General features: G+C 52.7%; 14 protein-coding genes. 10 read left to right on the plus strand and 4 right to left on the minus strand.

Annotation, left to right across the window (positions count from 1 at the left end; genetic code table 11):
* Window positions 1-6 precede the first annotated feature (6 nt).
* The 8 genes from HZA49_10225 to HZA49_10260 all read left to right on the plus strand — a co-directional run bounded on the left by HZA49_10225 (window position 7) and on the right by HZA49_10260 (window position 8,792).
* Entirely contained in the window at window positions 7-1,191 is a 1,185-nt protein-coding gene (locus HZA49_10225; GenBank protein MBI5779810.1) for an NADH-quinone oxidoreductase subunit D, read from the plus strand.
* Between the two features lie 6 nt (window positions 1,192-1,197).
* Entirely contained in the window at window positions 1,198-2,292 is a 1,095-nt protein-coding gene (gene nuoH, locus HZA49_10230) for an NADH-quinone oxidoreductase subunit NuoH (protein MBI5779811.1), read from the plus strand.
* 3 nt (window positions 2,293-2,295) lie between these two features.
* Complete coding sequence (locus HZA49_10235) at window positions 2,296-2,766, plus strand: NADH-quinone oxidoreductase subunit I (protein ID MBI5779812.1); 471 nt, start codon at window positions 2,296-2,298, stop codon at window positions 2,764-2,766.
* A gap of 9 nt (window positions 2,767-2,775) precedes the next feature.
* Complete coding sequence (locus HZA49_10240; GenBank protein MBI5779813.1) at window positions 2,776-3,276, plus strand: NADH-quinone oxidoreductase subunit J; 501 nt, start codon at window positions 2,776-2,778, stop codon at window positions 3,274-3,276.
* Window positions 3,276-3,626 (plus strand): NADH-quinone oxidoreductase subunit NuoK, encoded by a 351-nt coding sequence (gene nuoK / locus HZA49_10245; GenBank protein ID MBI5779814.1) that lies wholly within the window; start codon window positions 3,276-3,278, stop codon window positions 3,624-3,626. The genes HZA49_10240 and nuoK overlap by 1 nt, the downstream gene beginning before the upstream one ends.
* Before the next feature lie 3 nt (window positions 3,627-3,629).
* Window positions 3,630-5,753, plus strand: coding sequence for an NADH-quinone oxidoreductase subunit L (gene nuoL / locus HZA49_10250; protein ID MBI5779815.1), 2,124 nt, complete (start codon window positions 3,630-3,632; stop codon window positions 5,751-5,753).
* Window positions 5,754-5,825: 72 nt separating this feature from the next.
* Entirely contained in the window at window positions 5,826-7,307 is a 1,482-nt protein-coding gene (locus tag HZA49_10255) for an NADH-quinone oxidoreductase subunit M (GenBank protein MBI5779816.1), read from the plus strand.
* A gap of 3 nt (window positions 7,308-7,310) precedes the next feature.
* A complete protein-coding gene (locus HZA49_10260) occupies window positions 7,311-8,792 on the plus strand; it encodes an NADH-quinone oxidoreductase subunit N (GenBank protein ID MBI5779817.1) in 1,482 nt (493 codons plus the stop codon).
* A gap of 164 nt (window positions 8,793-8,956) precedes the next feature.
* On the opposite strand, the gene HZA49_10265 is transcribed toward HZA49_10260, so the two are convergent.
* The 4 genes from HZA49_10265 to HZA49_10280 all read right to left on the minus strand — a co-directional run bounded on the left by HZA49_10265 (window position 8,957) and on the right by HZA49_10280 (window position 11,337).
* The gene (locus HZA49_10265; GenBank protein MBI5779818.1) at window positions 8,957-9,268 is read right to left on the minus strand and encodes an RNA-binding protein; all 312 of its coding nucleotides are present in this window, start codon (window positions 9,266-9,268) and stop codon (window positions 8,957-8,959) included.
* A 229-nt stretch (window positions 9,269-9,497) separates the two neighbouring features.
* The gene (locus HZA49_10270) at window positions 9,498-10,157 is read right to left on the minus strand and encodes an HD domain-containing protein (protein MBI5779819.1); all 660 of its coding nucleotides are present in this window, start codon (window positions 10,155-10,157) and stop codon (window positions 9,498-9,500) included.
* Window positions 10,154-10,543 (minus strand): OsmC family protein, encoded by a 390-nt coding sequence (locus tag HZA49_10275; protein MBI5779820.1) that lies wholly within the window; start codon window positions 10,541-10,543, stop codon window positions 10,154-10,156. The genes HZA49_10270 and HZA49_10275 overlap by 4 nt, the downstream gene beginning before the upstream one ends.
* 230 nt (window positions 10,544-10,773) lie before the next feature.
* A complete protein-coding gene (locus tag HZA49_10280; GenBank protein MBI5779821.1) occupies window positions 10,774-11,337 on the minus strand; it encodes a prepilin-type N-terminal cleavage/methylation domain-containing protein in 564 nt (187 codons plus the stop codon).
* Between the two features lie 740 nt (window positions 11,338-12,077).
* Between HZA49_10280 and HZA49_10285 the strand changes: the two genes are divergently transcribed.
* Entirely contained in the window at window positions 12,078-12,653 is a 576-nt protein-coding gene (locus tag HZA49_10285) for a sigma-70 family RNA polymerase sigma factor (protein ID MBI5779822.1), read from the plus strand.
* A 70-nt stretch (window positions 12,654-12,723) separates the two neighbouring features.
* The gene (locus tag HZA49_10290; protein MBI5779823.1) at window positions 12,724-14,463 is read left to right on the plus strand and encodes a hypothetical protein; all 1,740 of its coding nucleotides are present in this window, start codon (window positions 12,724-12,726) and stop codon (window positions 14,461-14,463) included.
* Window positions 14,464-14,536 lie beyond the last annotated feature (73 nt).

Raw genomic sequence — 14,536 nt, forward strand, 5'->3', positions numbered from 1 at the left:
GTTTTTATGAGTGAAAAGTTAAAGTTGGATAATCGGTCAACGAGCATTGTTAAAGACGCCGCCTCACACATGGCAGAGGTAGTGGTGGGCGAAGAAATGCTGATTAATATGGGCCCGCAGCATCCCTCCACCCACGGTGTGCTGAACAAGGTGCTCAAGACCGACGGCGAAATAATCAGTGAGGTGTTTCCGCAAATCGGCTACCTGCATCGGGGCCTGGAGAAGATAGCCGAGAAACTGAATTACCACCAGTTCATGCCCTATACGGATCGGATAGATTACCTGGCGGCCATGAACTGTAATTTGGCCTATGCCATGGCAATTGAGAAACTGGCTGCTATCGAGGTGCCCAAGCGGGCCGAGTATATCCGGGTGATAATGGCTGAATTGAACCGGATTGCCACGCACCTGGTTTTTATGGGCACGATGGGGCTGGAGACCGGCGCCTGGACGCCGATTGTCTATGGATTCCGGGAAAGGGAAGAGATACTGGATTTATTTGAGATGACTTGCGGTCAGCGGCTGACCTATAATTACATGCGCATCGGCGGCGTGTCGGACGATCTGCCCAACGGATTTGTCGACAAGGCGCGCAAGTTCTGCGATGTTCTGGAAAAGAAACTGGTGGAGTATAACAACCTTCTTTCGTATAACCAGATATTTATTGATCGAATGGCCAAGGTCGGCGTGTTGCCGGCGGATTTGGCCGTAGATTACGGCGTGACCGGCCCGGCCTTAAGGGGCTCGGGGGTAAAATGGGATTTACGCAAAAACGAGCCGTATTCGGTTTATCCGGAATTGGAATTTGATATCCCGGTTGGCAAGGGCGAACTGGGTAAAGTGGGTGATGCCTGGGACAGATACATGGTCCGGATGCGGGAGATAGAGCAGAGCATCCGGATTGTCCGTCAGGCGCTGGATAAGTTGCCGGCCGGTGATGTTCGGGCCAAGGTGGGTCGGATATTCAAACCGGCCCAAGGCGAGGTGTATGTCCGGGCTGAGAATCCGCGCGGTGAATTGGGATTCTACGTGGTCAGCGACGGCTCGGCCAATCCTTACCGGCTGAAGATCCGGACCGGCTCTTTTAATAACCTGAGTGCGGTGCCGCCCATCAGTAAGGGAATGATGATATCTGATTTTGTCATTACATTGGGCAGTTTTGACGTAGTGTTGCCAGAAATAGACAGATAATCCAATATGTTGAAAGAATATATTGACGCGATAAAGAGCTTTGCCGAGCAGAACCTGCCGGTGATAAATGTGCCGGTGGAATTATGGTATATTGTCTGGCTGTTCATATTCGGCGGCATAGTATTGGGCGGCATGATGTTATTCGCCGGCCTGGCCGCTTATGCGGAACGCCGGGTAGCCGGATTCCTTCAGAGCCGTTTGGGTCCGAACCGGGTCGGGCCGCAAGGGCTGTTGCAATTCATGGCGGACGGCATTAAGCTGGTGATGAAGGAAGACCTGATACCTACCGCCGCGGACAAGATACTCTTCCGGCTGGCTCCGTATGTGCTGTTTATCGGGACACTGGGTATCTTTGCGGCATTGCCGTTCAGCAAGTATGTCGGCATAACTAATCTGAATCTTGGGCTGCTTTATATCCTGGCTATTTCCAGTCTGGTAGTCATCGGGATTATCATGGCCGGCTGGAGCAGCGGCAACAAGTGGTCTCTGCTGGGCGGGATGCGCTCGGCCGCCCAGATTATCAGTTATGAGATTCCCATCGGTATCTGTTTCCTTACTATAATAATGATGGCTGGCACAATGAATATGAATACGATAACCGAACTGCAAGCGGGTAGTATCATCAACTGGCTGGTATTCAGATATCCGCCGCTGACCATGGTTCTTTTCCTGATATATTTCATCGCTTCGATGGCCGAAGTCAACCGGACGCCCTTTGATATCCCCGAAGCGGAGTCGGAAATCGTAGGCGGCTATCACACCGAATACAGCGGGATGCGTTTTGCCTTCTTTTATATGGGCGAATACGGAAACATGTTCGCGGTCAGCGCTATTGCCTCCATATTATTTCTGGGCGGCTGGCAGAGTCCGCTGCCTTTCTTCATATTAAATGCGCTGTTCGGTGATTATGCAGTGCTGACAGCGATTGAGGGATTTGGCTGGTTCCTGGCCAAGTCGCTGGCCCTGGTATTTCTGATGATGTGGTTGCGCTGGACCCTGCCGCGCTATCGGGTGGACCAGCTGATGACGCTGTGCTGGAAGGTGCTCCTGCCGATTTCGCTGGCCTGTATGCTGATAATCGGCGTCTGGATGATGATATAGATTATGGTGAATTATTTTAAGTCTATTTGGGTTGGGTTAACGTCGATTCTGGTCGGGATGGCTATTACCATCAAGTATTTTTTCTCTAAGAAGGCGACCATGCAGTATCCTGAAGAGCGCTGGCAGATGCCGGAACGGTTCCGGGGGATGGTTAAATGCGACAGCAGCAAATGTATTTCCTGCTTATACTGCGTCAATATCTGCCCGGTCAGCTTGATTACCCTGGAGAGCGTCAAGGTTGATGTGCCAGCCAAGGTTATTAACCTGGAAGGCAAGGAAATGAAACGGTTGAAGGACGTGACCAAGTTCGAGGTTGATATTTCAAAGTGCATATTCTGCGGCTTGTGCATTGAGGGCTGTCCGACCGGCGCGATATATATGAGCCACGAATACGAACTGTCCTGTTACAGCCGTAAGGATATGGTTTATCAATATGCGACACCGCCACAGGTACCCCCGGCGGAAAAGAGTTAATATATGGCAATGAGTGAGTTGATGTATCAGGTAATTTTCTACGCAGTAGCCGCGCTGGTGCTCGGCTCGGCCCTGATTGTTGCGATGTCGCGCAATATCGTGCATTCCGCCTTTGCTTTATTACTGACCTTCTTCAGCGTGGCCGGGATATACGTATTCCTGTCGGCTGAGTTCCTGGCCGTGGCTCAGGTGGTCATATATGTCGGCGGCATCCTGGTCCTGATTCTCTTTGCGGTGATGCTGACCAACAAGGTCCGGGATGTGAACCTCTCCAATCCCTCGGCGCCGCCTTATATTGCGGCTCCGCTGGTGATGATTATATTCGCCGGTCTGCTTTGGCTTATAATGAAGACGCCCTGGAAGACCGTCGGACCGCAGGAGATCGGCGCGATTAACGACATCGGAAATGCCCTGATGGGTAGATATTTGCTGGCCTTTGAGGTTGCCGCAGTCCTGTTATTGGGAGCTTTGCTCGGCGCGGCGTACCTGGCCAGAAAGAGGAAAAGTTAATGATATCCTTGCAGACATTCTTGATAATCAGCGCGGCGCTGTTCTGCCTGGGGCTTTTTATTGTCCTAACCAGAAAGAATGCCGTGGCCATATTGATGGGTATTGAACTGATTCTCAATGCCGCGAGTATTGCCTTGGTGTCGTTCTCGCGATTTATCACGCCTTACGGAACCGGAGGTATTGGCGGCGTAGTCGCTCCCGGCGCTCCGGCAACAGGCGGACAGACCTTTGTTATTTTTGTAATCATTATTGCGGTCTGCGAGGCGGCCGTGGCTTTGGCTATCATACTTAATATCTATCAGAATTTTCGGACTGTGGATACCGAACAGACAAAGGAATTAAAGGGCTAATATATGGAAAATTACTTATGGCTGATACCGTTCCTGCCGGCTTGCGGGGCAGTCATCCTGCTGATTATCGGCCGATTCCTGCCCAAGATGCTGGTGAGTATCATTGCCTGCGGAACTATATTTACATCTTTCATACTGGCGGTTATTACCTTTATCCAGCTGTTGGGCCTGCCGGCCGATGAGCGGATTATCCATCAGACCGCCTACACCTGGCTCCAGGCCGGCGCATTCAAGGCGTCGGTCGCATTCCTGGTTGACCCGCTTTCTATTATTATGCTTCTGGTGGTGACCGGGGTGGGATTCCTGATACACGTCTATTCCATCGGTTATATGGCTGATGACAAGAGGTATTCAAGATATTTCGGATTCCTTAACCTGTTTGTCTTCGCCATGCTGTTGCTGGTTTCGGGCGACAACCTGCTGATGATGTTCATCGGCTGGGAAGGCGTGGGGCTATGTTCATATCTGCTAATCGGATTCTGGTTTGAGAAGACGGCCAATGCCATTGCCGGGATGAAGGCATTCATCGTTAACCGGATCGGCGACTTCGGTTTTGTGCTCGGCGTGATGCTGCTGTTCTGGAGTTTGGGGCAGGTCAGTGGTCAGTGGACCGTAACATTCACCGAGTTAAGGGAACATGCCCATTATCTGACGCCGGCTATTGCCACGGCCGTCGGGATATTGCTGTTTATCGGCGCCTGCGGTAAATCAGCCCAGATACCGCTGTATATCTGGCTGCCTGATGCCATGGCCGGTCCGACCCCGGTCTCGGCCTTGATTCACGCGGCCACCATGGTCACGGCCGGCGTTTATATGATTGCTCGGATGAATTTTGTCTATGTCCTTTCTCCGACGGCCATGATGGTCGTGGCAATTGTCGGCGTGGGCACGGCGCTGTTCGCCGGCACTATCGGATTATTCCAAAAAGATATCAAGAAGGTCCTGGCCTATTCAACTATCAGCCAGCTGGGTTATATGTTCTTGGGAGTCGGGGTGGGGGCCTTTGCGGCCGGTATTTTCCACCTGATGACCCACGCGTTCTTTAAGGCGTTGTTGTTTATGGGTTCGGGCAGCGTCATCCACGGCACCGGCGGCGAGCAGGATATTGAAAAGATGGGCGGCCTGAGGAAATATATGCCGGTCACATTCTGGACCTTCCTAGTCGGAACGCTGGCCATTGCCGGTATTCCGGGGCTGTCCGGTTTCTTCAGCAAGGATGAGATTCTCTGGAAGGCGTTTTCATCTTCGCACGGGCATTGGGCATTGTGGCTGGTCGGGCTGATTGCCGCCGGATGCACCTCGTTTTATATGTTCCGGCTGTTATTCAAGACCTTCTTCGGCAAGAATTATTCCGAACTGGTGCACCATACTCCGGAGCAGGAGTCATCCGGCACGCCGGTCTGCTGCGATGACAAGGATAGTGCGCATAACAGTCATGGACATAACTCCCACGGAGCCCATAAGGGTCCGGCGCATGAATCCCCCTGGATTATGACCGTACCGCTGATAATACTGGCTGTGTTGTCAATCATCGGCGGTTATGTGGGCATCCCGGCCATCATCGGCGGCGCCAATCATATCGAGCACTTTATGGAACCGGTATTCAGCGCATCGGCCGAATCGGCGCCTCATGAGTCAAGCACCCCGGAACACCATTCGCCGGTTGAATTCATCCTGATGGTGGTTTCTGTTTTGGTGGCGCTGGCCGGTATCAGCGCCGCATATTATCTCTATATGGTCAAACCGCACATACCCAAGCAACTGGCGGCTAAATTCGCCTTTATCTATAAACTGGTCTTCAATAAATACTATGTGGATGAGATTTACCAGAAGGTGTTTGTGAACAACCTGCTGCGCCTGAATAACCTGCTGGCCTATCCGATTGACCTGGGGATAATTGACCGGATAGTCAACGCGGCCGGATTAGGAACCGTCGGGGTTTCCAATGGCAGCGGCTGGACCGATGCCAAATTCGTGGATGGGGCGGTCAACGGTACGGCCACAACCGTATTAACCGGCGGTAAAGCGGCCCGGGTGCCGCAGACCGGCAAGCTGAAGCACTATCTGACCTGGGCCGTGGCTGGGGTGGTGGTGGTGATTGCCGGATTCTGGTGGCTATTAAGATAAAAGAGACAACGGGGTTTATCCTCGTTGATAGTATATTAAATAAGGAGAATGATAATTATGATTCAACAATATCTGTTAACTCTGCTGATTTTCCTGCCCATGCTGGCCGTGCCGGTTATCCTGTTCCTGCCGGCCAAGGCGCACAAGACCATCCGCTGGACCACCGTATTCTTTACCGCTATCCAGCTGGCCTTGACGATTTACCTGCTGACCATCTATAATACCAAGACGGCTGATTTCCAGTTCGTGGAAAAATACAGCTGGATCCCGGCTTTTAATGTGGAATACTATTTAGGGGTGGATGGGCTGGGCATCCTGATGGTCCTGTTAACCCCGCTGATCTGCTTTGTCGGCATCTTTGCCTCATGGGGCATCAGCAAGGGCGTCAAGGGATATTTCATTCTCTATATGATTCTTAATACCGGGATGATGGGGGTGTTCTGCGCCCTGGATTTCTTCCTGTTCTACGTGTTCTGGGAAGTGACGCTCCTGCCCATGTACTTCTTGATCGGCATCTGGGGCGGACCGCGCAAGGAATACGCGGCCATCAAGTTCTTCCTGTACACCTTATTCGGCAGTGTCCTGATGCTGTTAGTGATGCTGGCGTTGTATTTCTCCGTCACGCCGCATACATTCTCAATACCCGAACTAATCAAGGTCAGCAGCACCTTCAAAGGCACCTCCTGGTTCCTGGCGTTTATCGGATTATACATTGCCTTTGCCATCAAGGTGCCGGCCTTCCCGTTCCATACCTGGTTGCCGGACGCGCATACCGAGGCGCCGACTGCTATCAGCGTTATTCTGGCCGGCATCCTTCTGAAGATGGGCGTCTATGGCATCATCAGGATTTCACTGCCGATTCTGCCTGATGCGGCGCATAGTTTTGCTCTGATTATGGCGCTGATCGGCGTGATAAATATCGTCTATGGCGCGCTCTGTACCATGGCCCAAAAAGACCTGAAGCGGATGATCGCCTATTCCAGCATCAGCCATATGGGCTTTTGCCTGCTGGGTATTTCGGTTGTTTGCTGGCTCGGCGTCTCGGCGGACAGCGCCATACCGGCCCTGACCGGCGCGGTTCTCCAGATGTTTAACCACGGATGTATCGCCGGGATGCTCTTCTTGATTGCCGGCGTGATTTACGACCGGGCGCATCACCGCGATATCAACGGATTCGGCGGGCTGGCCAGCCGGATGCCGCTTTACGCCGGGATGACCACCTTCGCTTTCTTTGCCTCAATGGGCCTGCCGGGCCTGAGCGGATTCATCAGCGAAATCCTGGTATTCATGGGCGGGTTTAATGTCTTCACCACAATTACCATTATTTCGGTTTCCGGCGTGGTCCTGACCGCCGGGTATTTCCTCTGGGCCATGCAGCGGATGTTCCTGGGACCGCTTAACGAGAAATACAAGGACCTGCCGGATATTAATGGCCGGGAGATGTTTACCTTGGTGCCGCTGGGATTGATTGTATTATTCCTGGGTGTCTACCCGATGCCGGCTATCAACCTGATTTCCGAATCAATCAAGAATCTGGTTACGTTAGTAAAATAAGATATGAATAATTTAGAGAGCTTGAAATACTTCCTGCCGGAAATCGTCCTGGTCGGCGGGGCGGTATTTGTGGTCCTGTTTGACCTGATTGCCGGCCGCAGGAAATTAATACCCTATATTACGCTTTGGGTATTGGTCGTGTCATTTTACGTCTCGGCCAATATGCTGGCTCAGGGCGTTGACAGCTCATTATTTGAAGGGACTGTTCGGCTCAATGGATTCACTTTATTCTTCAAGCTGCTATTCTGCGTCGCCGCCGGCCTGACCGTATTGTTTTCCATCTCGAAGCAGAAGGAACATCAAGGGATTGAATATTATGCGTTGTTGCTTATTTCCACGCTCGGCTTATTTATTCTGTCTTCGGCCAATGACCTGCTGATGATTTACCTGGGACTGGAAACCGTGAGCATCTGTTCGTATCTGCTGGTGGCCTCGCTCAAGGGGACGTTGAAATCATCCGAGGCCGGATTGAAATACGTCATCTACGGCGCCATGGCTTCGGGTATAATGATTTTCGGCATGGCGCTTTTCTATGGACTCTACGGAACGCTCTCGCTGCCGGACCTGGCCAACGCGGTGACCAATACGCCCAAGTTCGGTCCCGGGATTCTCACCTTAAGCGCGGCGTTATTCATGGTTTTTGTCGGTTTCGGCTACAAGATTGCGGCGGTGCCGGTCCATATGTGGTGCCCGGATGTCTATGAAGGCGCGCCGACCGAAATCACCGCCTTCCTGTCCGTAGCGCCCAAGGCGGCCGGATTCGCAATTCTCATCCGTTTCTTCTTCAACCTGATTCCGGCGGTCCCGGAATTAAACATCCCGAATTCAGCGCAGTTTCAGAATTACTGGCAGACCATCATGGCGGTTATTTCGGTCCTGACCATGACGGTCGGCAACCTGGCCGCGTTGCATCAGACCAATCTCAAGCGGCTGCTGGCCTATTCCAGCATTGCCCACGCCGGCTATATCCTGATGGGTCTGGTGGTCCTGACGCAGGGTGGTATGCAGGCCATGGTACTCTATCTGCCGATTTATCTGTTCATGAATATGGGCGCCTTCTTCGTGGTTTATATTATTGAGCGGCTGACCGGCCAGGTTGATATCAGCGAATACGAGGGCTTGGGCTGGCGCATGCCGTTCCTCGGGGTGCTGATGGCGATATTCCTGTTCTCGCTGGTCGGCCTGCCGCCCCTGGCCGGATTCATCGGCAAGCTCTATCTCTTTGCCGCGGTCATCGATGCTCACTGGTATAAGCTGGCTATTTTAGGCGTCCTAAACGGCGTGGTCTCGCTATATTACTATGCCCGGATTGTCAAGGCTATGTGGCTGAACGTGCCGGAAACCGCGGCGCCCGGCGCTCCACGCTCTGCTCTCAATGCCTTTGACGTGATTCTGCTATTGATATTTGTCATTCCCGTCTTCGTGCTCGGCGTCTGGTTTACTCCGCTGATTCAGATCATCAATAAAGCATTGGGCTTGCACTGAGCAAAGCGAATGTGGATTTAAGCATAATCAGATTGATTCTTTGCTTCGCTCAGGGTAAGAATCGGTAATTCGTTTCACTCATAACTGGCTCTGAATAAAAAAAGGGCAGCAGATTCGTTATGATACGAACCTTACTGCCCTTTATGGTTTATAGATTACAGAAATTAATATCTGTCTCTATTGCCTCCGCGGTATCCGCCGCCGCCACCGCCGCCGTAGCCGCCGCTGCGCCTCGGGCCGCCTTCTTGCTTCGGCCTGGCTTCATCCACCTTGATGGTCCGGCCGTCTACCTCGGTGTTGTTTAGCGCCTCTTTGGCCTTCAGGGCTTCTGCGTCTGAACCCATTTCTACGAAGCCGAATCCCTTACCCTGGATGATGGTAACGGATACGACATTTCCGTGGGCGGAAAAGGCACCCTTAAGGATGTCTTCCGTGGTCTGATAATTCAGATTGCCCACATACAGTTTGTTCCCCATGTCATTGCTCCTCATGGCGCCTTTAGCGACTCGCGCCATTAGATGGCGCCGGAAGGCGCCACTTTCTTGTTTCAAGATATTAATCTATTGGCACTAAACCAATAGCGCTAATTTTACTGTAGTTATTATCGGGATATATTGCAACAAAAATGACTAAAATTATAAAAATATTATTATCAAAGTCAGGTGCGAATAAATCAGCTTGGCCGGGACAATTAAGCGGGTAATCTTATAGCAGTTTGGTATTGTTGATGACCAGCTTGAATTCACAGCCCAGCAGTTTGGCCGCCTTCTGGCAGGCCATCATCCGGGTCAGGAATATCTCGAAATACTCCATCACTTTGGAGATGCGGTTGTCGATGGAAATCTCCAGGGTAATGGTCTTGAGTTTGGGATTGACCTGGAGCCGTGATTTCTTGACGGCGTAGTTGACCCGGTCGTGGATGTCAAAATCAATTTCCTTGGTGCTTCGGACCCGCGAGGAATGGACATCGGCCTTGTCGGCAATCACCACGGCGGCCGAGATGTTATTGACCGGTTCGCCCCGTTCCTCGTCGTGGTTGCCGGCCGCCGAGATAATCCGGGCGATATCCTGGCTATCGGCCTTGAGGTCCTTGAGAATCTGGTAAGCCAGAAAGGCGCTGGAGATGCCGTGGTCATTGCGGTTTATGGCGTTGCCGATATCGTGCAGGAATCCGGCAATCGCACCGAGCATCCGGGTTTTCTGGTCATAGCCCAGTTTCTCCAGGATATATTGGGTCATGGCCGCCACCAGTTTGGCGTGCCGGGCGCCGTGTTCGGTATAGCCCATGGCGGCCAGGTTGGTATCGGCCATGTCCATGAATATCTTGGTCTCGGGATGGTTCCGGACTTGGTCTAATGTAATCATACGGTAATCTTTATCTCCGGCGCCTGGGTGATGCTGTTATGGACCAGGCACTTTTCCACGCTGGCAATAAAATGCGCTTTATGTTCGGTCGGGCAGCCCTGGGGCAGGATTATCTTTATCTCAATCCGGTCTACCCGGGCCGGCGGGGTGGCGGCCTTGGACCAGTTGACGTTAATCTTCATCCCTTCATAGGGGATTTTCCGCTTCTGGCAGAACCAGAGCGCATAGACCCCGACGCAGCTGCCCAAGCTGGCCACGAACAATTCCGGCGGGGTCGGGCCGGCATCCTGCCCGCCGCCGTCCTTGGGCTGGTCCACCACGATGGTGTGGTTCCGTGCCCGGGCGTCGAATCTCATTCCGCCGGTGTAGGCGATATTCATTTCCATAATGTTAATCCATGATTAGTTGCGGAGTCAACCCCGCACATAACATTCCTGGCAGAAACCAAAACTGATATATTCATCTGCAGGATTTCTATATTAAGATATTTGATTAGCATTATTTATGTGCGGGGTCAATATTTAGCGGCACATTCCGGAGCGGCAATTTCCCAAGCGTCCCGATGTTAGATCGGGGCGCTGCATCGGAGCGGGGCAGAGAGCGTTTACAATGTTTTTTATTCCTGGAGATTTTCCTCGACCTCATTCCAGTCCTGGGAGTTATAAGGCGCTTCGCCGAAAGTCCCTCCGCTGTACAGCACGTTAACCGAAGGACTGTCTTTGAGCGGTCCGTGGTTAGCCGGCATGTCAGCAGCCAGCGGGGTATTGCCTCTGACAGTGTCGCTGAACTCATAATTCGGCCCGCGGTAACTGCACACTCCGAGCGACGGCTTTTCCTTGGTCATCGGACAGATGAATGTCTTCCATTCCCTGTTGTGCATGACCGCCGTATCCGGGGTAGGCAGCGCCCTTAAGGACTCCCAGAACTTCTTGCCTCTGGATTCCTCGCCGGACGGATACTCCTTGAATTCGGACTGGTATAACTGAAGCCCGACGAATAACCCTTTCAGGTTATTCTGGCAGGCGGCCAACCGGGCTCTCCGAATTATACTGGGTATCCCGACCAGGGCCATCGCGGCTAATAATGATATGATGGCAATTACCACCAGTAATTCTACCAGGGTAAAACCGGTGTTGCGATTGCGATGGTCCCTTTCCCTTTCCAATCTCAGGTTTTTCATATTGGGCCTCTGGCGCCGAAGCGCCATGGTCCCGAAAGCATTCGGGACCACTTTCTTATCTCCCGATGTTCATCGGGAGACGTTTGCTCTCTGGCCCCGCTCCGATGAGCGCCCCGATTTAACATCGGGACGCCTGGGAAATTGCCGTTCCGTCTGAGATTGATGAGGCTCGCCCCGTTAGAGATAGCTCGCCTTAGGCCTTTTTCTTAAGCGATGCTTAGTATCTCTAACGGGGTAAAATCCTGCCTTCCCGACCCGGCATCGGCCGGAACGGGACTGATATCAGGTTCCTTTCTGTCATTATCCGGATTTATGGTAAACCCCGTTAGAAGTTTTCAACAATGATGCGGTCGCGTTTGCAGCGATATCTCACAACCATGTTTCCTTCTAACGGGGTGAATTATTAAACCCGTTAGGGGTGTTGATCCTCGTCGTCCGTGTCTTTATCAGTTTCCTGATGGCGCCGAAGCGCCATGGCGCCCTTAAGGCGCCATAAGGCGGTTTTCCGCCTTGTCTTACGCCCTGTTAACACAGGGGAATTTCACGGACTCTTTACCCCTAACGGGGGAGTTATCTTTTCTCCTTCCACTGATAATATAACCGCCCCAAAACAGAAAACAAGCAGAATCTGAAAAATATTTCAGATTTATTTAGTATTTTATAACCGGGGCTGGTATATAATATTTCATCCAAAATCCCAGATTAATTGAGCCGGAAGGCCATTTTTTTCGTTTATATATATGCCGGAACGGACCGATATCGAGTTGTTTCTGGAGTTCAAGGAGCAGGGCAATCTCAGGGCGCTCGAGGAGCTGATTAACCGCTACCAGAAGCCGGTGGTTAATTTCTTCTATCATCTGCTGGGCGATGAGGCGTCCTCGGATGACCTGGCCCAGGAGGTGTTCATTAAATTAGCCCGGAGCGTCCGGACCTATACGCCCAGCGCGAAATTCACCACCTTCCTGTACCGGATTGCCCACAACACCTGGCTGGACTACGGACGGGTGAATATCTCCAAGCCGCGTCGGGTCTCGCTTGAGGTATCAATCGGCCGGGACCGGGAGGATTGTCTTAAGGACATGATTGACTCCGGCGCGCCCAGGCCGGTCGATGAGCTGATAAATGACGAAAAAGGGGTGATTCTAAAGAACGCCCTTAAGGCGGTGCCGGAAGAACAGCGCCTGATTGTCGAGCTGTCCGTATTCAGCCACCTGGATTACCACGAGATTGCCGTGATACTGGAGGTGCCTTACAGCACGGTTAAATCCCGGATGAAACTGGCCATTGACCGGCTGAAGGAATTGATAAAGAAATAAAGGAAGCGTAGAGCAAAGAGCACCCCGAAAGCATTCGGGGAGCTCTAAGCCCTAGGCTCTAAGCTGATATATGAAATGCAATAAAGATTATGACCTGGTCGGCTTCCTGAACAATGAGGGGACCAAAGAGGAGCGGGCTGAGATTACCGGGCATATCGGTAAATGCTCGGACTGCCTGCGCGAACTGGCCGATATCCGGGCCGCGCTCCGGTCACTCAAGGATGTCCCTCAAATAGAGCCGGCTCCTGACTTCACCAGTCGTGTGCTTAAGGCGGTCAAGGGCGCCGCACAGGTACCGGTCCGGTCCGATGCGCCTGCCCAATCCGAGACCATGTTGGATATCCTGAAATATTACCTGAGGCGCAGTCCGCCCTGGGCGTTTTCTACGGCCCTCCACGCCGTTATCCTGGCGCTGCTGGCATTTGTCTTTGTCAGCCAGTCATACCGGAAACCAATGCCGCCTGAGAATGTCATCCACTGGACCCAGGTGCTCCTGCCTAAGGCCGAGACATCAAGCGAACCGGTCCGGACCGTTGACGTGGCATCTGAAACCGCATCCGCAGTTGATATCACGATTGACCGGGCGGCCCTGGTGGCAAAACTCCGGGCCGGCGATGACAAGGTAATGACTAACCTCATCAACCGGTCAGATAAAACCAGGCGCGAGGAATTGCTAACCAAATACAACGGCAAAGGAACTGAACAGGCCGTGGCAGACGGGATGAAATGGCTGGCCGCGCATCAGGAACCGGCCGGCAACTGGACGCCCTCAAAATACAACGGACGCGATGAATCCAGCCCCTGTGCACAGGGGCGGGATGAATACACCGTGGCCCTGACCGGTCTGGCCACGCTCGGCTATACCGGACAGGGCAATTCGCACCTGAGCGGCGAATACTCCGGCACGGTTGACAAATCAGTCAAGTATCTGATTTCAGTCCAGCAGCCGAACGGACTGATTGATTCGGTTGGCCAGGCCCGGGTCCCGGCTTCGGTCCTGTATAACCATGGCATCGCCACCTATGCCTTGCTGGAGGACTATCTCATTGCTCAGGACTATGCCGAAAAGACCCAAGGCCCGGATTTATTATCAGAGATACTGGAAGATTCAGTGACGAAGGCCATTTCGTTTATCATCAAGACCCAATCCGCCAACGGCGGCTGGGGCTATGCCAAAGGCGGGACGCCGGATACCTCGGTCACGGTCTGGCAAATCCAGGTGCTGCGCCTGGCATCTGTTTTAGATATGCAGGGAGTAGAAGAGGCGCTCCGCAAGAGCCGTCAGTGGCTGAACGAGATGACCAATGACGACGGCCTGGTCGGATTTCAGGCCCGGATGGACTATCCCAACGGACCGGATGGGCTGACCGCGGCCGGACTCAATGCCTGGCTGATGATTCAGTCAGTTCCGGGGATGGGCAATGCGGATGACGCCATCGCCCAGCGGATGGATGGGCTAAAGGCAAAGCAGGTGGCGCACCTGAGAACAAACGAACCGATGGGATTATTAAGGATTGAGGAAGATGGCGGGTATCGGACTGAGACATATCTTAATTACGATTTATATTATTGGTATTGGGCCGGTCCTGACCTAATGGGGTCTCCGGAATGGGATAACCCGCCCGACCGCCGGAAGGGATTTGGATGGAACGAATCGCTCAAACGCTCGGTTTTGATGAGCCAGGCCAAGGATGGCAGATGGAAGGTGGACGACCAATGGTCGGTTTACGGCGGCGAGATATATACCACATCCGTGGCAGTTCTGACCTTGCAAGTGTATTATCGCAACCCTGCGCTTAGGGCCAATTAGCGCCGGGCTGGGCAGGAATCTGTGATAGGGTGGAACCGGATTAGAGATATTGTGTTATAGGAATTCTGAGAGG

Source organism: Planctomycetota bacterium, from assembly GCA_016235865.1.
Classification (GTDB): domain Bacteria; phylum Planctomycetota; class MHYJ01; order JACQXL01; family JACQXL01; genus JACRIK01.

Excerpts from the sequence above, each read along its gene's own strand:
- HZA49_10225 (MBI5779810.1), top strand. The coding sequence starts at position 7 with ATGAGTGAAAAGTTAAAGTTGGATAATCGGTCAACGAGCATTGTTAAA.
- nuoH (MBI5779811.1), top strand. The coding sequence starts at position 1,198 with ATGTTGAAAGAATATATTGACGCGATAAAGAGCTTTGCCGAGCAGAAC.
- HZA49_10235 (MBI5779812.1), top strand. The coding sequence starts at position 2,296 with ATGGTGAATTATTTTAAGTCTATTTGGGTTGGGTTAACGTCGATTCTG.
- HZA49_10240 (MBI5779813.1), top strand. The coding sequence starts at position 2,776 with ATGAGTGAGTTGATGTATCAGGTAATTTTCTACGCAGTAGCCGCGCTG.
- nuoK (MBI5779814.1), top strand. The coding sequence starts at position 3,276 with ATGATATCCTTGCAGACATTCTTGATAATCAGCGCGGCGCTGTTCTGC.
- nuoL (MBI5779815.1), top strand. The coding sequence starts at position 3,630 with ATGGAAAATTACTTATGGCTGATACCGTTCCTGCCGGCTTGCGGGGCA.
- HZA49_10260 (MBI5779817.1), top strand. The coding sequence starts at position 7,311 with ATGAATAATTTAGAGAGCTTGAAATACTTCCTGCCGGAAATCGTCCTG.
- HZA49_10265 (MBI5779818.1), bottom strand. The coding sequence starts at position 9,268 with ATGGGGAACAAACTGTATGTGGGCAATCTGAATTATCAGACCACGGAA.
- HZA49_10270 (MBI5779819.1), bottom strand. The coding sequence starts at position 10,157 with ATGATTACATTAGACCAAGTCCGGAACCATCCCGAGACCAAGATATTC.
- HZA49_10275 (MBI5779820.1), bottom strand. The coding sequence starts at position 10,543 with ATGGAAATGAATATCGCCTACACCGGCGGAATGAGATTCGACGCCCGG.
- HZA49_10280 (MBI5779821.1), bottom strand. The coding sequence starts at position 11,337 with ATGAAAAACCTGAGATTGGAAAGGGAAAGGGACCATCGCAATCGCAAC.
- HZA49_10285 (MBI5779822.1), top strand. The coding sequence starts at position 12,078 with ATGCCGGAACGGACCGATATCGAGTTGTTTCTGGAGTTCAAGGAGCAG.
- HZA49_10290 (MBI5779823.1), top strand. The coding sequence starts at position 12,724 with ATGAAATGCAATAAAGATTATGACCTGGTCGGCTTCCTGAACAATGAG.